Source organism: Streptomyces sp. NBC_01341, assembly GCF_035946055.1.
Taxonomy (GTDB): domain Bacteria; phylum Actinomycetota; class Actinomycetes; order Streptomycetales; family Streptomycetaceae; genus Streptomyces.
Genome location: NZ_CP108364.1, coordinates 4,078,416 through 4,097,741 on the forward strand (window position 1 = coordinate 4,078,416; position 19,326 = coordinate 4,097,741).

Genomic DNA, 19,326 nt, shown 5'->3' on the forward strand with positions numbered 1-19,326 from the left:
CCGCCGCCTACGCTTGCCGTATGGAATCGGTGATCGACCGGGCGTGCGCCGCGGCCCTGTACTCGGACGGCGACGCGGGGCTGGACGCCGGCGCCTCCCTCCTCGCCGCCGACCCGTCCGCCGACGAAGAGCTGCACCGCCGGGGCGAGGAGTTCGTCCGCCGCGCGTGGGCGCGGGGCTGGGAGCCCGCCGACGTCGTACGGACCGTCCGGCGCGAGCTGGACGAGGACGGGGCGGCGCTGGCCGCCGTGCTGATCAGGGCGGAGACGGCCGCCTACGGGCAACTGCCTCCGCGCTGGGCCGACCAGGTCGCCGCGCTGCCCGCCCCCGCGCCACGCAACCGGCCCGACCGCTTCACCTACGCCGCGGGAATCCTCGAGCTCTGCCGGCTGCTGCTGCGGCTGCCCGTCATCGAGCCGACCGGCCCGCCGCCCGGGACCGTCGCCGACGCCTCGCACCGGCCGCCCGCCCACGGCGAGCCCCGCATGCTGACCAGGATCCGGGCGCTGCTCGCCAAGGCGGAGGCGACCGGTTTCCCCGAGGAGGCCGAGGCGCTCACCACCAAGGCCCAGGAGCTGATGGCCCGGCACAGCATCGACGAGGCGCTCCTCGCCGCCCGTACGCACGCCGTCGGGGCGCCGGGCGCCCGCCGGATCGGGGTCGACGCGCCGTACGAGAGTGCCAAGGCGGTCCTGCTCGACTCCGTCGCGTCGGCGAACCGCTGCCGTGCCGTGTGGAACAGCGACCTCGGGTTCACCACCGTCGTGGGCTTCGAGCCGGACCTCGACGCCGTGGAGCTGCTCTTCACCTCGCTGCTCGTCCAGGGCACCGCCGCGATGACGAAGGCGGAGGCCGGGCAGCGGGCGGCGGGGCGCAAGCGGACCAAGACGTTCCGGCAATCCTTCCTGCTGGCGTACGCCCAGCGCCTGGGCAGCCGGCTCGCGGCCGACACCGCCCGTGTCACCGCCGCGGCCGGTTCCGAGTCCGGCTCCGAGGGCGGCGACGACGGACGTGGCTCGCTGCTGCCGGTCCTGGCGGCCAGGGACGTCGCCGTCACCGACACCGCCGAGCGGATGTTCCCGCGGACCACCACGACCCGGCTGCGCGGGGCGACGGACGCCGAGGGATGGGACCACGGCACTGCCGCCGCCGACCGGGCCAGGATGGGCGGGAAAGAGCCCGAAATCCGACGCTAGAAACCGTCATGCGGCCTAAGTCGGCCTGGTGGTGGAATCCGGCTACGCTCGCCCCATGAGCTGGCTCCGGGCGCTGAGGGAGACCGCCCGCTCGGGGCTGACGATCGAGCGGCGGAGTCTCGAACCGCTCATCGCTCTGCGCGGAGCCGCGGGGCTTGCCCTCGTCGTGGGGCTGAGCCTGGCGTTCTTCGGCCCGGTGATCGCCGCCGGATCGGCGTTCGGAGCGTTCCAGGCGGCGATCGCGACCTTCCAGCGCAGCTGGCGCCCGCGGCCCGTACTGGCCCTCGTCTCCGGGCTCAGCCTGGCCGTGTCGACGTTCATCGGCTATCTGACCGTCAACCGCACCATGCTGTTCCTGGCGCTGCTGGTGGTCTGGACGTTCGTCGCCGGCCTGACCTGGGCGGTGGGCTCCACCGCCGGCATCATCGCGGGCTCCAACGTCGCGATCATGCTGGTCACCATCACCCTGCCCACCTCCGTCCTCGACGCCGCGGAGCACGCCGGGATGATGGCACTCGGCGGACTGGTCCAGGCCGCCCTCATCGTGCTGTTCCCCGTACGCAGATGGGGCGCCCAGCGCGACGCGCTCGCCGACGCCCTGGCGGCCGAGGCCGACTACGCCCGCAGGCTGCGGGACGACCCGGTGGCCCCCTTCGACCCCGTACCGCTGATGACGGCCCGCAGTGCGGCCGCAGTCACCCCGCGCCAGGCGCGGCGGCGCCCCGCCGACCTGCACGGGGCGCGCGGGGTCGCCGAACGGCTGCGGCCCGTCCTGGCCTCGCTCGCGGATCCGGCGCTGGGTGTTCCCGCCGAGGGCCCGGAACGCTACTGGGCGCGGGAGATCCTGGGCGCCGCCGGATCGCTGCTCGACTCCGCGGCCGACGCGGTACGCCACGGCGATCCGGTTCAGCTCGACGAGGAGGCGCTCTCCGTACTGAAGTCCCCCGACACCGAGGTGATCCTCGTGGGGCCGCCGCGCCGGGCGGCCGAACGGCTCGTCTCGCTGCTCGCCGACGTCATCGAGATCGCCGAGGGCACCGGCACGGACGACAGGACACCGGGGGAGCCCCTCGTCCCGCACCGCCGCCGCCCCACCCTGCTGCGGCTGGTCCCCGTCGTGTACCGGGCCATGCGCCGCGAGATGCGTCTCGGGTCGACGATCCTGCGGCACGCGGTCCGGGTCTCCGCGGTGGCCGCCGCCGGCTATCTCATCGGCCTGGTGCTGCCGTTCGGCCACGGATACTGGGCGCCGATGACCGCCGTCATGGTGATGCGCCCGGAGTTCACGCAGACGTACTCCCGCTCCGTGGCCCGTTTCGGCGGCACCGTGGTCGGGGTCGGCTGCGCGACCGGAATCGTGCAGCTGGCACACCCGACCGCGTGGCCCTCCGCGGCGCTCGCCGTGATCAGCGCCGGTCTGATGTACCTGCTCATGCGCACCGGTTACGCCGTGAGCCAGGTCTGCGTCTCCGCGTATGTCGTCTTCCTGCTCGGCATGGCGGGCGACGACTGGGCCCAGACCGTCCCGGAGCGCGTCCTGCTGACGTTCGTCGGCGGGCTGCTCGCGATGGTGGCGTACGCCCTCTACCCGGCCTGGGAGACACCGAGGCTGCGGGACCGGCTGGCCGGCTGGCTGGTCACGGACGGGCGGTACGCCGCCACGGTCCTCGACCGGTACGCCGATCCCGCCTCCCGGAGCCTGGACGACGTGCGCGCGGCCCTGCTCACCACCCGGGAGGCCCGCGTGGCGTGGCAGGAGGCACTGGAGACGGCCCGCCACGAGCCCGTGCGGCACCGGGGCATCTCCCGTACCGCCGCGTCGGACGCCGAGGACGCCCTCGCCCAGTTCGGCCGCGTCGCGATGCTCATGGAGGCCCATCTGCCCGCGGTCTCCGCGAACCCCGTGCCCGAGGCCGCCGGGCTGGCCGTGGCGCTGCGGCGGGCCACGGAGCAGGCGGCCAAGGCGGTGCGGGAGCGCCGCGTCCCCGACTGGGAACCGGTCCGCGCCGAGCTGAGGCGCCGGGACGCCGAGGGGCCCGTGCCGGACACCTTCGTACGCGACGGGGCGCTGCTGCTGCTGGACGCTCTGGAGGACTTCTCGCAGGCGCTGGAGGGCACCAGGAGGCCGTAGGCGCCGCGAACGCCCGGGCACCGGACCCGTCGCACCTGTCCTTCGTGCCGTCGCTGCCGCAACCGCCGAGTCCGGGCGGGGCGGTGTGAGGGGCGGCGATCAGTGCGCCGGACTGCGGAGTCCTGGACGACGGTACTTCCCGCTCGCTGATTCACAGCCCGAAAGCGGGTGCCGGGCACACGGCGAAGAACAGAACAACTTCGTTAAGTGGGAGCCAAATTGGCGCGCCGTTCGTCTCTCTCCCATAGGGGCGGATGAAGAGGGATCCGGGGGAGTGGATCAGAGGGAAAGACTGTGATCGTGCGCGCACCCGCCGTGCACGTGCATCTGCTCATGCATTGGCATATGAACACAGCTATGATCCGAGCTAGTTGACACTTGCACCTTGCAACTCGGGGAGCGTCCTGTGCACCACGTGTACAACGGCATGGCGGCCACAGAGCTCCGCGGAGTCGTCTGGCAGAAGAGCAGACACAGCAACTCCCAGGGCTCCTGCGTGGAGTTCGCGAAACTGCCCGGTGGAAATGTGGCGATGCGGAACTCGCGCCACCCCGACGGGCCCGCGCTCGTCTACACGCCGGCCGAGATAGAGGCGCTGCTGCTGGGCGTCAAGGACGGGGAGTTCGACCACCTCGCGACGGGTGCCTGACGGCACACCGGCGCGGCACCGCCGCCCGCCCGGGAACGGCGCGCAGGAGAGAGCGCTGGGCGTGGACGGTGGAGCCGGTGAGGCGCGCTGTCGCGCGCGCCGCCCGTACTGCGGCGGCCGGGCCCGTGACTACAGACTGTCGGGGAACGCGTCCACCGGGACCGGGTACGCCGGTACGGCGTGGTCCGTCAGCCGGAACAACGCCCACACCACTTTGCCCCGCGGGCCCGCCGCGGCCGCGGTGTCCCCGTCGAGGAGCGGTGAGGGGTGCCAGCCCCAGCAGTCGCTGAAGGACTCCACGAGGAACAGGCCCCGGCCGGACTCGGCGGAATCCGGTGCCTCGCCCGCGATCGGGCTCTCCTCGCTCGGATCGCGCACCGCGCACACCAGCCGCGAGGTCCAGCGCATGAGGTGCAGGCGCACGGAGGAGTCCTGGCGCCTCGGCGCCGCCTCGTCCGGCAGTCCGTGCCGGAGAGCGTTGGTGACCAGCTCGGACACGACCAGGGCGACATCGTCGAAGCGGTCGCCCAGGTCCCACGAGGCCAGTGTCGTACGGGTGAACTTCCGCGCGCCGCCCACAGCTTCGTACCGGGCCGGCAGCGAGCAGGAGGCCGATCCCGCGACCGCCGAGGGGTCGATGGGTGGAAGCCCCTGCCGTAACGGCTCGAGCATCGTCGATCCATTCGTCCCCATGCGAGGCACTCCCAGGATTCGCGGCTGTAGCGACACTGCTTGTAGCGGGCACTGCGGGTACAGCGGCACAACACGAACGAGCACGCAGGTGCGCGAGCACCATGGTTCCCAATGCGCACGGCAGATGCAAGGGCAGATGCACGTGCACGCGCCGGACGTGCCCGGTAGCGTGCCGGTTCTGACTCATTTCTTCCGCTTCACAGTTCTGGGTTTTTCGGAAAGCCTTGCCATCTCTGTAATCGAATGAGTACGGGCTGAAGCGTTTTGGTGGCAGAATCCGGCTCCGGGGTTCGGGGGAGCTCCGGTGCACGGGAAGCGATGGGGAGGGTCGGAAGCCAGTGTCGGCAGGCGAGTCGAGTGGTTCTGTGGTGCGGCGCATTCTGCTGGGCTCACAGCTCAGGCGCCTGCGCGAGTCGCGCGGCATCACCCGTGAGGCGGCCGGCTACTCGATCCGCGCCTCCGAATCGAAGATCAGCCGCATGGAGTTGGGACGGGTGAGCTTCAAGGCCAGGGACGTCGAGGACCTGCTCACGCTGTACGGAGTCACGGACGAGGCGGAGCGGGACTCCCTGCTCGGTCTGGCACGTGAGGCCAACGTGGCGGGCTGGTGGCACAGTTACGGCGATGTGCTGCCCGGCTGGTTCCAGACATACATCGGTCTGGAGGGGGCGGCCTCGCTCATCCGGATCTACGAAGTGCAGTTCGTCCACGGACTCCTGCAGACCGAGGCCTACGCCCATGCCGTCGTCGCGCGCGGCATGCCCGGTGCCCCGCCGGCCGAGATCGACCGCAGGGTCGCGCTCCGGCTGGCACGTCAGAAGGCGCTCGTCTCGGAGCGCGCCCCCCGCTTCCACGCCGTGCTCGACGAGGCGGCCCTGCGCCGCCCGTACGGCGGTCGCGAAGTGATGCGCGCGCAATTGCGGCATCTGATCGACATGTCGGAGCAGCCGAACATCACTCTTCAGGTGATGCCGTTCAGTTTCGGTGGTCATGCGGGCGAGAGCGGGGCATTCACCATGCTGCGCTTCCCGGAATCCGATCTGTCGGACATCGTGTATCTGGAGCAGCTGACAAGTGCCCTCTATCTGGACAAGGCCGAAGAAGTCGCCCAGTACGAAAAGGCCATGACGCGACTCCACGAGGACAGCCCGGGGCCGGAGGAGAGCCGGGATCTTCTCCGGGGACTCCTTCAACTGACGTGAATCGCCAGTACGATGACGAACTGACAGGAGTCGGCGCCTGCAGTAAGGGATTGCATGAGCTTCTTCAGTGAACTGGCCCACCAGTACATCGACGGCGAGTGGCTGTCCGGTGGCGGTGCGTGGGACATCATTGATTTCAATCCCTTCAACGGCGAAAAACTCTGTTCCGTCACCGTGGCGACAGCGGCAGAAGTCGACCGTGCCTACCGCGCGGCGGAACGCGCCCAGATCGAATGGGCGTCAGCCAATGCCTATGAGCGGCGAGATGTTCTCGAGAAGGCCGCCCGGCTGGTCGGAGAACGCGCCGGCGAAATAGCCGAGCTGATCATCGACGAGCTCGGCGGCACCCGTCACCGCGCCGAGTACGAGGTGCGCATCGCGCAGGAGTTCCTGCGCGACGCGGCCGGGCAGGCGCTCCGCCCCTCCGGCCGGGTGCTGCCGTCCATGGCGGACGGCAAGGAGAACCGTGTCCACCGGCTGCCCGTAGGGGTCGTGGGTGTGATCAGTGCCTTCAACTTCCCCTTCCTGGTGACGGTGAAGACGGTCGCCCCCGCACTGGCCCTGGGGAACGCGGTCGTCGTGAAACCCCACCAGAACGCCCCGATAGCCGGGGGAACGCTGGTCGCCCGGATCTTCGAGGAGGCCGGGCTGCCCGCCGGCCTCCTCAACGTCCTCATCACCGACAGCGCCGAGATCGGCGACGCGTTCATCGAGCACCCCGTGCCCAAGGTGATCTCCTTCACCGGCTCGGACCGGGTCGGCCGGCACGTCGCCGCCACCGCGGCCGGGCTCTTCAAGAGGACCGTGCTCGAACTCAGCGGCAACAGCGCACTGGTCGTCCTGGAGGACGCCGACCTCGACCACGCGGTCCGGGCGGCCGTCTTCAGCCGCTTCCTGTTCCAGGGGCAGGTCAGCATGGCCGCGAACCGCATCCTGGTCGACCGGTCCGTGGAGGCGCGGTTCTCGGCACGTCTCGCGGCCGAGGTGTCCGCCCTGGAGGTGGGCGATCCGCGCGATCCCGGCACCCGGATCGGGCCGGTCATCAGCGAGTTCCAGGCGGACGCGCTCACGGCGCTGGTCGACGGCGCGCTCGCCGACGGGGCCACGGCCCTCGTGCGGGGCCGTACCCGCGGCACACTCGTCGAACCGACCGTGCTGACCGGACTGCCCGAGGGCTCACCGCTGCTGGAGCAGGAGATCTTCGGCCCCGTTGCCCTGCTGCTGCCGTTCGACGGCGAGGACGAGGCCGTACGGATCGTCAACGACAGTCCGTACGGACTGAGCGGCGCCGTGCACACGGCGGACGCCGAACGCGGCGTGCGGTTCGCCCGGCGCATCACCTGCGGGATGTTCCACGTCAACGGACCCACGGTGCAGGACGATCCGCTCGTCGCGTTCGGCGGCGAGAAGAGGTCGGGCATGGGACGGCTCAACGGCGAGGCCGCCGTGGAGGCCTTCACCACCCAGCAGTGGATCTCGGTACAGCACGGGCGAACGGTTTTTCCCTTCTGACACCCGCGGCTGAAGACGGATCCAGGCCCGGAGGTTCCGTACGTTGACGGAGCACACCGTCACGTACGACCGAAGGCAGGCACCATGGTCACGCACGTTCCCGCAGGCGACCCCGACGACGAGCGGGGCATGCTCCTCGCCTTCGTCGAGGCGCAGCGGGGCGCGATCCGTCGCTCCGTGCTCGGACTCACCGAGGAACAGGCGGCGAGCCGCCCCACAACCAGCGAGTTCTCCCTGTCCGGGCTGCTGAAACACGCCGCCGAGACGGAGCTGAACTGGCTGCGGATGGCCCAGCAGCGCCCGAACGACCGGCAGCGGGACGAGACCACCTGGGCCGACAGCTTCCGGCTCGTCGGCGACGAGACCGTCCCCCGGATGCTCGAGTTCTGGAAGAAGGTCGCCTCTGAGACCGAGACCTTCATCCACCACGAGGTCGGCCACATGAGCGACACCTTCCCGCTGCCGCCCGCGCCCTGGTACCCCGAGAACGAGCGCTGCTCGATGCGCTGGCTCCTGGTCCACCTGGTCGAGGAGATCGGCCGCCACGCCGGTCACGCCGACATCCTCCGTGAGTCGCTGGACGGCAGGAAGGCCCTCGACCTGGTCGCCCAGGAGGCGGGTTCCCCCGGCAGGAGCTGAATACATAGGGTGGACGCATGTCGGCGATCCGTCTCATGGTCCTGGGCGCCGTGCGTCAGCACGGCCGTGCGCACGGCTATCAGGTGCGCAACGACCTGGAGTACTGGGGCGCCCACGAGTGGTCCAACGCCAAGCCCGGATCGATCTACCACGCGCTCAAGCAGATGGCGAAGCAGGGACTGCTGCTTGCCCACGAGATCGCCCCGTCCACGGCCGGCGGCCCGCCCCGCACCGAGTACGAGGTCACCGAGCAGGGCACCCAGGAGTTCTTCGCACTGCTGAGGTCCGCCCTGACCTCGTACGACCCGGGTGTGGACGTGCTCTCGGCGGGCATCGGCTTCGTCGTAGAGCTGCAGCGGCAGGAGGCGCTGGCGCTCCTGCGCCGGCGCATCACCGCGATCGAGGGCTGGCGCGCGTCGGTCACGGAGCACTACACACCCGCCGAGGGCCCCGAATCCCTCGGGCACATCGGCGAGATCATGAACCTGTGGGTCCACTCGGCCGATGCCGGCGCCGAATGGACCCGCGGCCTCATCGCGCGGGTCGAGGCCGGTGCGTACACCTTCGCGGGCGAGGGCGAGCCCTTCGTCGGAGTGCTCGCCGAGGGTCAGGAGAACCCGTACGCGACGGGCACCCCCGACCCGGGGGACCTCGGCTGACCGTCACCCGGAGCCCGGCCGGCGGGCGGTCAGTGGTGGAAGGCCGTCTGGGCCGCCTTGTCGCGCTGCAACGGGTGGGACTGGGCGCGCAGTTCGGGCAGGAGGCTCCGCAGGTCGTCCAGCAGCAGCTCCGCGAGGTCCGACGAGAAGCCGTTGCGGCAGACGACCCGGAGCACGGACAGGTCCTGGCGGTTGGCCGGGAAGGTGTACGCGGGCACGAGCCAGCCGCGCTCCCGCAGCCGCCGCGAGACGTCGAAGACGTCGTACGCCGTGATCTCGGGCTTGGTCGTCATGGCGAACACCGGCAGTTCGTCACCCCGGGTCAGGAGCCGGAAGTCCCCGAGCGCCTCGAACCCCTCGGCCAGTCTCATCGCGATGTCCCGGGACGCCTGCTGGACGGCCCGGAAGCCTTCCCGGCCCAGCCTGAGGAACGTGTAGTACTGCGCCACCACCTGCGCGCCGGGCCGCGAGAAGTTCAGCGCGAAGGTCGGCATGTCGCCGCCCAGGTAGTTCACCCGGAAGACCAGCTCCTCCGGCAGCTCGGCCGGCGATCGCCAGAGCGCCCAGCCGACGCCCGGGTAGACCAGGCCGTACTTGTGCCCGGACGTGTTGATCGAGGACACCCGGGGGAGCCGGAAGTCCCACACCAGGTCCTTGTCCAGGAACGGGGCCACCATCGCCCCGGACGCGCCGTCCACATGGACGGGGATGTCGAGCCCCGTGCGCTCCTGGAGGTCGTCCAGCGCGGCGCAGAGATCGGCGATCGGCTCGTAGGAACCGTCGAACGTCGAGCCGAGGATCCCGACCACGCCGATGGTGTTCTCGTCGCACAGCTCGGCAGCGGCCTGCGGGTCCAGGTGGAACCGCTCACCGTCCATGGGGACCTGGCGGGCCTCGACCTCCCAGAACGTGCAGAACTTCTCCCAGCACACCTGGACGTTGACGCCCATGACCAGGTTGGGCCGGGCCGACGCCGGATAGCGGTCGGAGTTCCTGCTGGACCAGCGCCGCTTGAGCGCCAGCCCGGCCAGCATGCAGGCCTCGCTGGAGCCCGTGGTCGAGCACCCCACCGTCGTCATCGGATCGGGTGCGTTCCAGAGATCGGCGAGCATCGCCACGCAGCGCCGTTCCAGCACGGCGGTACGCGGGTACTCGTCCTTGTCGATCATGTTCTTGTCGCGGCACTCGCTCATCAGCACGCCGGCCTGGGGCTCCATCCAGGTGGTGACGAACGTGGCGAGGTTGAGCCGTGAGTTCCCGTCGAGCATCAGCTCGTCGTGGACGAGCCGGTAAGCCGTCAGCGGGGGAAGCGGCCCGTCCGGGAGCTGGTGGGTCGGAGGCGCCGCGACCATCTCCGCGGTCGGATCGGCCTCCCCGAAGAACGGGTTGAGGGCCAGTCTGCGGTGCTCCTCGGAGGGCGCCGCCTTGCTGTGCGAACCCTGGTGCAGTGGCATCGGTGAGTCGTCCCCTTCAGTTCTCTGCCGCGAGTCCGGCCTTGATGGCCCGGGTGAACTTCACGACGCGTTCCGCCTGGACGCGCGCGGCGGTCAGCGTCTGCTCGCCGACCGGGATGTCGCCCTGACCGGCCACGTGGGACGTGCCGTACGGGTTGCCGTCGGCGAACTTCGACGCGTCGGTGTAGCCGGGCGGGACGAGGATGCCGCCGAAGTGGTGAATCGTGTTGTACAGCGCCAGCAGGGTCGACTCCTGCCCGCCGTGGGCCGTGGCGCTGGCCGTGAAGCCGCTGTAGACCTTGTCCGCCAGCTTCCCCGCCTGCCAGAGGCCGCCCAGCGTGTCCAGGAACTGCTTGAGCTGGGCGGCGACGTTGCCGTACCTGGTCGGTGAACCGAAGATCACCGCGTCCGCCCAGACCATGTCGTCCGGCGACACCTCGCGGACGCCGGCGGTCGCCGTCGCATGAGCGGCCCAGGCCGGGTTCGCGTCGATGGCGGCCTGCGGGGCGAGCTCTGCGGTCTTGCGCAGCCGTACCTGGGCGCCGGCGTTCTCGGCGTACTTCGCGAGGGCGTCGGCGATGGCCGAGACGGTGCCGGTGGCGGAGTAGTAGACGACGGCGACGTTGACGGACGGGGGCATGCGGAAAACCTCCGGTGAGGGGGCGCGGCCGTACCGCGGGGGCGAGGACGGTGTCAGATCCTGTTGATCACGGCCGCCGTTCCGTAGGCGCAGACCTCGGTGCCCACGTCCGCCGCCTCGCTCACGTCGAACCGCATCATCAGCACCGCGTTCGCGCCACGCGTCCTGGCCTGCTCGACGAGCCGCTCCATGGCCTGGTTGCGGGTCTCGACGAGGGTCTTCGTCAGCCCCTTGAGCTCGCCGCCCACCATCGACTTCAGCCCCGCACCGATCTGGCTGCCGAGATGGCGCGAGCGGACCGTGAGCCCGAACACCTCACCGATGACCTCGGTCACCTGATGGCCGGGTACGTCGTTCGTCGTGACGACCAGGACGTCCGCCCTCGGTGTCTGTCCGCCGCCGTAGTCCTCAATGCCCATGGTGTGGCACCTCCTGCGGAAAGCCTCGCCCCCGTTCGAGCCGTGCGCATCCTCGCTTACGCCAGTGGAACCCAGGGGTCCGCCACGGCGTTGATAACTTGGGGCGGCCACGCAGCCGCGCACACCGACCAACTGGAGCCCGGACCCTTGAATACGATTGCGCTCGGCCCGAGCTGGCTGGACCCGGATCACCTGCTCAACACCTTCGGGCTACCGGGCCTCCTGCTCATCGTGTTCGCCGAGTCCGGACTGCTGATCGGGTTCTTCCTGCCCGGTGACTCGCTGCTGTTCACCACGGGCCTCCTGGTGACCACGGGCGACCTGACATACCCGCTGTGGCTGGTCTGCGTGCTGGTCGCGCTGGCGGCGATCATCGGCGACCAGGTCGGTTACCTCTTCGGCCGGAAGGTGGGACCCTCGCTCTTCAAGCGCCCGGACTCCCGCCTCTTCAAGCAGGAGAACGTCGAGAAGGCGCACGAGTTCTTCGAGAAGTACGGACCGAAGTCGCTGGTGCTGGCCCGCTTCGTGCCCATCGTCCGGACGTTCACGCCGATCATCGCCGGTGTGAGCCGGATGAACTACCGCTCGTTCATCACGTTCAACATCATCGGGGGCGTCCTCTGGGGCGTCGGCGTGACGCTGCTCGGCGCCGGCCTCGGCAAGATCGAATTCGTCCACAAGCACATCGAACTGATCCTCATCCTGATCGTTCTGGTCTCCGTGGTGCCGATCCTCATCGAGTTCCTCAGGGCGCGGAGCCGGTCCAAGAAGGAGGCAGCGGCGGGGCAGCGGGACGGCAGCGGCTCCTCGGGCGACGGCCCCTACGGCGACGGTGGTGACGGCTCCCACGCCGATCCGTTCGACGACGGCCGCAACGGCCCCAACGAAGGCGGTCCGCAGGCAGGCGCGTACGGCGGCGGTGCGCCCGGTGGCCGGTACGACGCCGGACAGACGGCCCCGTACGGCAACGGCCGGTACGACGCCGGCCAGGCAGGCCCGTACGACGCCGGCCAGGCAGGCCCGTACGGCAACGGCGGCAACCAGTACGGCGGCGGACAGCAGGACCAGTACGGCTCGGGCCAGTACGGCGGCACCGGCCAGGGCGGCCAGTACGACGGCGGTCACCAGGGTCAGTACGGGGCGCCCCAGCAGGGTCAGTACGGCGCCGCTCCGCAGGGTCAGTACGGGGCGCCCCAGCAGGGTCAGTACGGCGCCGCTCCGCAGGAGTACGGCGCTCCGCAGCAGGACCCCTACGCCGCCGGACAGGGCGGCCAGTACGGCGGGGGCCACCAGGGCCAGTACGGCGCCCCTCAGCAAGGTCAGTACGACAGCGGCCAGGCGTCGCCGTACGGAGGTGGCCAGGGAGCCCCGTACGGCAGCGCCGACGGACGGTACGACGCCGCCGGGCAGCAGCAGTACGGCGGCGGGAACCAGGCGGGCCCGTACGGCGACGGTCAGGCCGATCCCTACGGCGGCCAGGGCGCCGGTCGTCGCGGCGAGCGCCCCGGCGACGTCCAGGAGGACGACGCCGCCCGGTACGGCTGGCAGGAAGGCCGCTGACCCGGAACACGCGCGAACGGCGCCCCGCTCCCTCGCAGGAGCGGGGCGCCGTTGTCTGTCAGAAGCCCCTGGTCCGCTTGGCCGCGCGGCGGGACGGGCCTTCGACCGCACCCGGCACCCGCATGAACAGCCGGGAGATCTCACTTCCCAGATTGACCCCGATGGCGATGGCGAGCGCCGTGGCGACGGCGGTGGACAGCGAGGCGAGCCCCGCGTCGACCTCGTTCTGCGCCACGCCCAGCAGCCCGAAGTACGTCGCCGAACCGGGCAGCAGCGGGCCGATCGCCGCGGTGATGTACGGCAGCGACGAGGTGTACCGGTAGCGGGAGAAAAGCTGGCCGAACAGGCCCACCAGACCCGCGGCGACGGCTGTCGCCGCCACCGGTGAGATGCCACCGGTGCGGGCCATCGCCCCGTAGATGATCCAGGCGACGCCCCCGTTGAGGGTCACGGCGAGGACCGTGGAACGTTCCTGCTGGAGCAGGATCGCGAAGGCCAGGGTGAGGGTCATCGAGGCGAGGATCTGGAGCACGGGCCGGTCGTTGGGCACGAACCGTGCTTCCGGGTTCAGCTGGGCGCCGAGCTGTACGCCCAGGTAGAGCATCAGCAGCACGCCCGCCACGATGCCGATGAAGAAGTACATGACCTCCAGGAGCCGGGCCCCCGCGGTGAGGTAGTAGCCGGTCAGGCCGTCCTGCACGCCGGCGACGAGGGCCCGCCCCGGCAGCAGCGCGAAGAGACCACCGGTGATCACCGCGGACGGCCGGATGTCCGTCGAATGGGTGAGGGTCAGCAGGATGCCCATCGCCGCCGGGGGCATGGCCGCCGCCGTGAACTGGTAGAACTCCGGCAGTCCGCGCCCCGCGCAGAGCCAGGCCAGCCGGTCGCCGAGCATCGCGCCGGCCGCTGCCACGACGAAGACCAGAACGCCGCCGCCGACCAGTACCGATGCCGAACCGGCGAGGACACCGGCGGCGGCGGTCAGGACCCAGCCCGGGTAGGGGTGGCGGTTGCGCCGGATCTCGGCGAGGCGGCGGTAGGCCTCCTCCAGCGAGACCTCGACGTGCTCCGCCGTCGTGATGTCGTCGATCAGCTGGAACACCGCGGCCAGCCGGGTGTAGTCGGTGCCCCGGCGGCGTACCGTCCGGCTCGCGGTCACGGGGTCGTCGACCAGCGACGGCTGGTGCGAGATCGACAGCAGGGTGAAGGTGACGGTCGGCTCGCAGCGGTCGAGCCCGTAGGAGCGCGACACCGCGAACATGGCGGCCTCCACGTCCTCGGCCCCCTCGCCACCGGCGAGCAGCAACTCCCCGATACGGAGCGTCAGGTCGAGCACGCGCGGTACGGCGGGACCCGAGTCGTCGGTCTTCTGCACCATCTCGGGAGCCGGACGGTCGAAGACCGGCATCCGCAGCATCGTGCGCATCCGGTCCTGCCAGGGGGCCTCCTTGGTCAGCCGGACCATCGGAATGCCGTGCGCGGGGGTGAAGGCGGGCTGCTGCTGCGCGTTGTACCCGCTCGGCGGAACGAACGCGGACGACAGCGAGTCGGACGCCGAACCTCCCGCGGCCCCCGAAGCGGAACCTTGACCCGATCCCGAGGACGCCGAGGGATCGGTGTGCAGACCCGCTGGAAGGGCGAATTCCGACGTGGGGTGGTCGTCCTCCTGCGGGGCCGCCGGCTGCTCCATACCGGCCGGTGGGACGAAGGCGCTGCGTGCCTCGTCGGACTGGGGCTTCTGGTCCTCGGGACCGCCCTGTTCCGCCACCACTCGACCTCGTTCCTTCTCGACCGCCCGTCCTGGGAGCGCTTCTGCCCAGTATGTGCACGGACATGGGCCGTCACGCGCGACGGGCGGCACACCGGTGAAGTGTGCCGCCCGTCGGTAGTGCGGTCAGCGGGCCTGATCGGCCCCGAGCTCCGCGATCCCTGCCGTCCCGCCGGTAAGCGGAACCGGAAGGATCACGTCAGTGCGCGCCGCCCTGCGCCTCGAGACGCTTGTAGGAGGCCTCGATCTCGGCCTCGGCCTCGGTGCGGCCGACCCAGTCGGCGCCCTCGACGGACTTGCCCGGCTCCAGGTCCTTGTAGACCTCGAAGAAGTGCTGGATCTCCAGGCGGTCGAACTCCGACACGTGGTGGATGTCCCGGAGGTGCTCCACCCGGGGGTCGGACGCGGGGACGCACAGCAGCTTGTCGTCGCCGCCCGCCTCGTCGGTCATCCGGAACATGCCGATGGCACGGCACTTGATGAGGCATCCGGGGAAGGTCGGCTCGTCCAGGATGACCAGCGCGTCCAGCGGGTCGCCGTCCTCGCCGAGGGTGTTCTCGACGAAGCCGTAGTCGGCCGGGTAGCTGGTCGAGGTGAAGAGTCGACGGTCCAGGCGGATCCGACCGGTCTCGTGGTCCACCTCGTACTTGTTCCGCGAACCCTTCGGGATCTCGATGGTGACGTCGAACTCCACGGGTGGCTCCTCCATGATCAACACATACGACTGGTGGTTAAGTGTCCCTCACGCAGACGAGTGCTCGCGAAAGGGGCTGGTCAACGGTGACCGAGCCGGTGCGTAAACCGACGGAGGAACCGCTGAGCAGGTGGGGCGGGTGGAAAGCCCCGCACTTCCTGAAGCGCGGGCGCGCGTCCGGGGACCGCCTGCTCGTCGCAGGCTCCGCGGTGCTCGGCCTGGTGGTCGCAGCCGGTGCCGTGCTGGCCGCCGGCCCCTGGGACTCCGGTCAGCGTAAGGCCGAGCGGGACCGTGCAGCCGTCCAGCGGCACTCAGGTGGCGTACATCACCAGGGGGACTCGCCCGACGGGCCGGCCCCGGCGGCCAGTGCCCCGGCCGTCCTGAGCGCTCTGGGCGACACGGCGGGCCTCACCACCCCGGCGGGTGCGAAGGGCCTGGAGGCCGTGCTCACCCCCCTGTTGGACGTACCCGACCTCGGGACCGTACGCAGCGGGGTGGTCATCGACGCGGCGACCGGCAAACAGCTGTACGCCCGCGGCGCCACGACCCCCATGACCCCCGCGTCCACGGTGAAGATCGCCACGACCGCCGCCGCCCTCTCGGCCCTGGGGCCGGATCACCGCATCGCCACGACGGTCCGCGTGTCACCGGATGCCCGCACCCTCACCCTCGTGGGCGGCGGCGACCCCACGCTCGACAGGACGGCCCTGCGCTCCCTGGCCGCCGACGCGGCGCGCGCCCTGCGGGACGCCGGAGCCGGGCCCGTCCGGCTGACGTACGACACCTCGCGCTACTCCGGCCCCGCGCTGCACTCCATCGGCCCCAACGAGAACATCGCCCCCGTCAGCGCGCTCATGACCGACGAGGGCCGCCTCGACGGCAGCGACCGGGGACCCGCGCCCCGCACGGACGATCCCGCCCGCGACACCGCTGACACCTTCGCCGCCGCGTTGGAGAAGGCGGGTGTCGCCACCCGCTCCACACCTTCGTCCGGACGGGTGGTAGCGGGCTCGCGGACCGTGGCGACCCACCTGTCGAAGCCGCTCTCCGCGCTCGTCGAGCGCGCCCTGACGAACAGCGACAACGACATCGCCGAGGCCCTGGCCCGTCAGACCGCGCTGAAGGCCGGGGAGCCCGCCTCCTTCGCCGGGAGCCGCCGGGCCGTCACCGCCCGGCTGAAGGCGCTCGGGCTGCCGATGGGCGGCGCGGCCCTCGCCGACGGCAGCGGTCTCGACCGGGCCGACAAGGTGACGGCGGGCCTCCTGGCCGGGCTGCTCGCCCGCGCGGCCGATCCGGACCACCCGGAACTGCGCACGGTCCTCACGGGCCTGCCCGTCGCCGGATTCAGCGGCACCCTCGGGGCCCGCTACACGCCCACGTCCGGCGGCACCGGCCTGATCCGGGCCAAGACGGGCACCCTGACCGGAGTCAACAGCCTCGCCGGCACCGTGGTCGACGCGAAGGGCCGGCTCCTCGCCTTCGCCTTCCTGGCCTCGGGCACCACGTCCCCGGACGGCGCACAGGCCTCTCTGGACGCACTGGCCACCGCGCTCGTCAAAGGCACCCGGTGAGCGGCTGACACCCCACCACGGGACGACCACCTCACGTACGGTTGACGCATGACGAGCATCGGTGGTGCCGAGATGGTCGACTGGAATCTCGCGGTCGCGACCGCGACCAGGTTCGTGAGGCCGGGTCCCGAGATCAGCCGTGAGGAGGCCCGCGCCGTCGTCGCCGAACTCCGTCGGCACGCCAAGGCCTCGGAGGAACACGTCCGTTCGTTCACGCGGATGATCCCGGAGGGCCACGAGCCCGAGGACACACCGGTCCTGGTCGTCGACCGGGCCGGATGGATCAGGGCCAACGTCGCGGGGTTCCGCGAACTGCTGCGACCGCTGCTGGCGAAGATGCAGGACCGCCGCGGCGGAGGGCCCGGCGGAGCCGTTATCGGCGCGGTCGGCGGCAAGGTGACCGGCGTCGAGCTGGGCATGCTGCTGTCGTTCCTCGCCTCCCGGGTCCTCGGACAGTACGAGACGTTCGCCCCGGCCACCCGGGAGTTCCCCGCGTCGTCCAAGGGCGGCGGCAGACTGCTGCTCGTGGCCCCCAATATCGTCCACGTCGAGCGTGAACTCGGGGTCGATCCGCACGACTTCAGGCTCTGGGTGGCCCTTCACGAGGAGACCCACCGCACCCAGTTCACCGGGGTCCCCTGGCTCCGGGACCACCTGCGGGGCGAGATCCAGTCCTTCCTCGACGAGACCGACGTCGACCCGATGACCGTCCTCGAACGACTCCGGGAGGCCGTGCAGACCTTCTCCGGCGGCAGCCGTCCCGAGGGCGAGCGGGGGGAGGAGGGCGACGACAGCGGCCGCAGTCTCGTCGAGCTCGTCCAGACCCCTTCCCAGCGGGAGATCCTGGGCCGGCTCACCGCGGTGATGTCCCTGCTCGAAGGGCACGCGGACTTCGTCATGGACGGTGTGGGCCCCGACGTGGTGTCCTCCGTCGCAGAGATCAGGGAGAAGTTCCAGCAGCGCAGGGCGCGCGGGGCGAGCCGGCTCGACATGGCGCTCCGCAAACTCCTGGGGCTGGACGCGAAGCTGCGGCAGTACCGCGACGGCGAGAAGTTCGTCCGGGCCGTCGTCGAGGAGGTCGGCATGGACGGGTTCAACCGGGTGTGGACGTCGCCCAACACCCTTCCCACGAAGGCCGAGATCGCCGCTCCGGCGGACTGGGTGGCGCGGGTGCACCGTAAGGCAGATTCGTGATCATGGCCCCTCGGGTTGCATGAGATTGACCCTCTTATCACCCATCCGAGGGACCATGGGGGCATGGGAAGGCGTGCAATGCTCGATGGACAGCTTGGCTCTGTCACCATCGACGCACTCTGAGTGACGGGACCCCGTCCCGGCCACGCTCCGAGGCGCCCCCCAAAACCTCACCCGAAGGGCACCGGACATGGGTCCCCATCCTGCGGTCGCGGCGATACGCCTGGCGGTCCGCCGCGTACTCCACGACGTCGTCACCGAACACAACCGTCACGCCGGGCAGACCGGCCACGCCGAGTTCGCCGAGGCCGGTGCGGGCGGGAGGCGTTCCGGGCTCCCCGAGCGGCCCGACACCCCGCTGGTGCTCGTCGCCTGCTCCGGCGGCGCCGACTCCATGGCCCTCGCCTCCGCCCTCGCCTTCGAGTCGCGCAAACTCCCGGTCCGCGCGGGCGGCATCACCGTCGACCACAACCTCCAGCCCGGCTCGGACCTCCGGGCCGACGAGGTCGTCGCCCGGCTCGCCGAGATGCACCTCGACCCCGTCGAGGCCGTCGCCGTGCGGGTGGGCCGTGACGGCGGTCCGGAAGCCGCCGCCCGTGACGCCCGCTACGCCGCCCTGGACGCCGCCGCCGAGCGTCACGGCGCTGCCGCCGTCCTCCTCGGGCACACCCGTGACGACCAGGCCGAGACCGTACTGCTGGGCCTGGCCCGCGGTTCGGGCATCCGCTCGCTCTCCGGGATGGCCGCGGCCTCCGGCCCCGCCGGCCGTTACCGCCGGCCCTTCCTCCAGCTCGACCGGCAGACCGCCCGCAAAGCCTGCCTGGTCCAGTCGATCCCCGTCTGGGACGACCCTCACAACATCGACCCCGCGTACACCCGCTCCCGGCTCCGCCACGAAGGTCTGCCCGCGCTGGAGAAGGCGCTGGGCAAGGGAGTGGTGGAGGCCCTCGCCCGCACGGCCCAGCTCTCCCGCGACGACGCGGACGCCCTCGACACCTGGGCCACCGAGGCCGCCCGCTCGGTCCTGGACGACGCCGGACGGCTGGAGTGCGCCAAGCTCTCGGTCCTGCCCCCCGCGGTGCGCCGCCGGGTGCTGCGCCGGGCGGTCATCGACGCGGGGTCCCCGGCGGGTTCGCTCTTCGCCCGCCACATCGAGGAAGTCGACCGGCTGATCACCGGCTGGCGGGGCCAGGGCGGCATCAACCTGCCCGGACGCGTCGAGGTCCGGCGCCAGGGTGGCAGACTGGTCATCCGGCAGAGCTGATGCGCAAGCGGCTGACGTGCAGGCGAGACGCCGGTCCGGCCCGGGGAACAGTCCGGAGCGGCAGGCAGAGAAAGAGACGCG

General features: G+C 71.1%; 17 protein-coding genes. 11 read left to right on the top strand and 6 right to left on the bottom strand.

Going from position 1 to position 19,326, the window contains the following annotated elements; genetic code table 11:
• The first annotated feature begins 20 nt into the window (after positions 1–20).
• From OG206_RS18025 to OG206_RS18035, 3 genes are all read left to right on the top strand, one after another.
• Entirely contained in the window at positions 21–1,196 is a 1,176-nt protein-coding gene (locus tag OG206_RS18025) for a DUF2786 domain-containing protein (RefSeq protein WP_327117261.1), read from the top strand.
• 55 nt (positions 1,197–1,251) lie between these two features.
• Positions 1,252–3,327: an FUSC family protein gene (locus tag OG206_RS18030; RefSeq protein WP_327117263.1), complete on the top strand. Its 2,076-nt coding sequence runs from the start codon at positions 1,252–1,254 to the stop codon at positions 3,325–3,327.
• Positions 3,328–3,733: 406 nt separating this feature from the next.
• Positions 3,734–3,976, top strand: coding sequence for a DUF397 domain-containing protein (locus OG206_RS18035; protein ID WP_327117265.1), 243 nt, complete (start codon positions 3,734–3,736; stop codon positions 3,974–3,976).
• Between the two features lie 129 nt (positions 3,977–4,105).
• On the opposite strand, the gene OG206_RS18040 is transcribed toward OG206_RS18035, so the two are convergent.
• Positions 4,106–4,648 (bottom strand): ATP-binding protein, encoded by a 543-nt coding sequence (locus OG206_RS18040; RefSeq protein ID WP_327117267.1) that lies wholly within the window; start codon positions 4,646–4,648, stop codon positions 4,106–4,108.
• Positions 4,649–5,007: 359 nt separating this feature from the next.
• On the opposite strand from OG206_RS18040, the gene OG206_RS18045 reads away from it, so the two are divergent.
• The 4 genes from OG206_RS18045 (at position 5,008) to OG206_RS18060 (ending at position 8,681) form a co-directional block, all read left to right on the top strand.
• The gene (locus OG206_RS18045; protein WP_327117269.1) at positions 5,008–5,871 is read left to right on the top strand and encodes a helix-turn-helix domain-containing protein; all 864 of its coding nucleotides are present in this window, start codon (positions 5,008–5,010) and stop codon (positions 5,869–5,871) included.
• A 54-nt stretch (positions 5,872–5,925) separates the two neighbouring features.
• Entirely contained in the window at positions 5,926–7,383 is a 1,458-nt protein-coding gene (locus tag OG206_RS18050) for an aldehyde dehydrogenase family protein (protein ID WP_327117271.1), read from the top strand.
• Between the two features lie 84 nt (positions 7,384–7,467).
• Complete coding sequence (locus tag OG206_RS18055) at positions 7,468–8,022, top strand: DinB family protein (protein WP_327117273.1); 555 nt, start codon at positions 7,468–7,470, stop codon at positions 8,020–8,022.
• A gap of 17 nt (positions 8,023–8,039) precedes the next feature.
• Positions 8,040–8,681 carry a PadR family transcriptional regulator gene (locus OG206_RS18060; protein ID WP_327117275.1) on the top strand — a complete coding sequence of 214 codons (642 nt, stop codon included), beginning with the start codon at positions 8,040–8,042 and terminating at the stop codon, positions 8,679–8,681.
• A gap of 29 nt (positions 8,682–8,710) precedes the next feature.
• Here OG206_RS18060 and OG206_RS18065 read toward each other — a convergent pair whose 3' ends face one another.
• Genes OG206_RS18065 through OG206_RS18075 form a run of 3 tightly spaced genes read right to left on the bottom strand, consistent with a single transcriptional unit; the run spans position 8,711 to position 11,194 of the window.
• On the bottom strand, positions 8,711–10,135 hold the full coding sequence (locus tag OG206_RS18065; RefSeq protein WP_327117276.1) for a glutamate decarboxylase: 1,425 nt from the start codon (positions 10,133–10,135) through the stop codon (positions 8,711–8,713).
• Between the two features lie 16 nt (positions 10,136–10,151).
• Positions 10,152–10,775, bottom strand: a complete 624-nt coding sequence (wrbA, locus tag OG206_RS18070) for an NAD(P)H:quinone oxidoreductase (RefSeq protein ID WP_327117277.1) — start codon at positions 10,773–10,775, stop codon at positions 10,152–10,154.
• 53 nt (positions 10,776–10,828) lie between these two features.
• Positions 10,829–11,194 carry a YbjQ family protein gene (locus OG206_RS18075; RefSeq protein WP_327117278.1) on the bottom strand — a complete coding sequence of 122 codons (366 nt, stop codon included), beginning with the start codon at positions 11,192–11,194 and terminating at the stop codon, positions 10,829–10,831.
• 147 nt (positions 11,195–11,341) lie between these two features.
• Here OG206_RS18075 and OG206_RS18080 point away from each other — a divergent pair, with 147 nt between their 5' ends.
• Positions 11,342–12,754, top strand: a complete 1,413-nt coding sequence (locus OG206_RS18080; RefSeq protein WP_327117279.1) for a DedA family protein — start codon at positions 11,342–11,344, stop codon at positions 12,752–12,754.
• A gap of 58 nt (positions 12,755–12,812) precedes the next feature.
• On the opposite strand, the gene OG206_RS18085 is transcribed toward OG206_RS18080, so the two are convergent.
• Entirely contained in the window at positions 12,813–14,525 is a 1,713-nt protein-coding gene (locus tag OG206_RS18085; RefSeq protein WP_327117280.1) for a threonine/serine ThrE exporter family protein, read from the bottom strand.
• 196 nt (positions 14,526–14,721) lie between these two features.
• Positions 14,722–15,216, bottom strand: coding sequence for an inorganic diphosphatase (locus OG206_RS18090; RefSeq protein ID WP_018959738.1), 495 nt, complete (start codon positions 15,214–15,216; stop codon positions 14,722–14,724).
• Between the two features lie 86 nt (positions 15,217–15,302).
• On the opposite strand from OG206_RS18090, the gene dacB reads away from it, so the two are divergent.
• The 3 genes from dacB to tilS all read left to right on the top strand — a co-directional run bounded on the left by dacB (position 15,303) and on the right by tilS (position 19,245).
• Positions 15,303–16,787 (top strand): D-alanyl-D-alanine carboxypeptidase/D-alanyl-D-alanine endopeptidase, encoded by a 1,485-nt coding sequence (dacB, locus tag OG206_RS18095; RefSeq protein ID WP_327117298.1) that lies wholly within the window; start codon positions 15,303–15,305, stop codon positions 16,785–16,787.
• A gap of 48 nt (positions 16,788–16,835) precedes the next feature.
• The gene (locus OG206_RS18100; protein ID WP_327117300.1) at positions 16,836–17,981 is read left to right on the top strand and encodes a zinc-dependent metalloprotease; all 1,146 of its coding nucleotides are present in this window, start codon (positions 16,836–16,838) and stop codon (positions 17,979–17,981) included.
• Positions 17,982–18,171: 190 nt separating this feature from the next.
• On the top strand, positions 18,172–19,245 hold the full coding sequence (tilS, locus tag OG206_RS18105; RefSeq protein ID WP_327117302.1) for a tRNA lysidine(34) synthetase TilS: 1,074 nt from the start codon (positions 18,172–18,174) through the stop codon (positions 19,243–19,245).
• Positions 19,246–19,326: the final 81 nt, after the last annotated feature.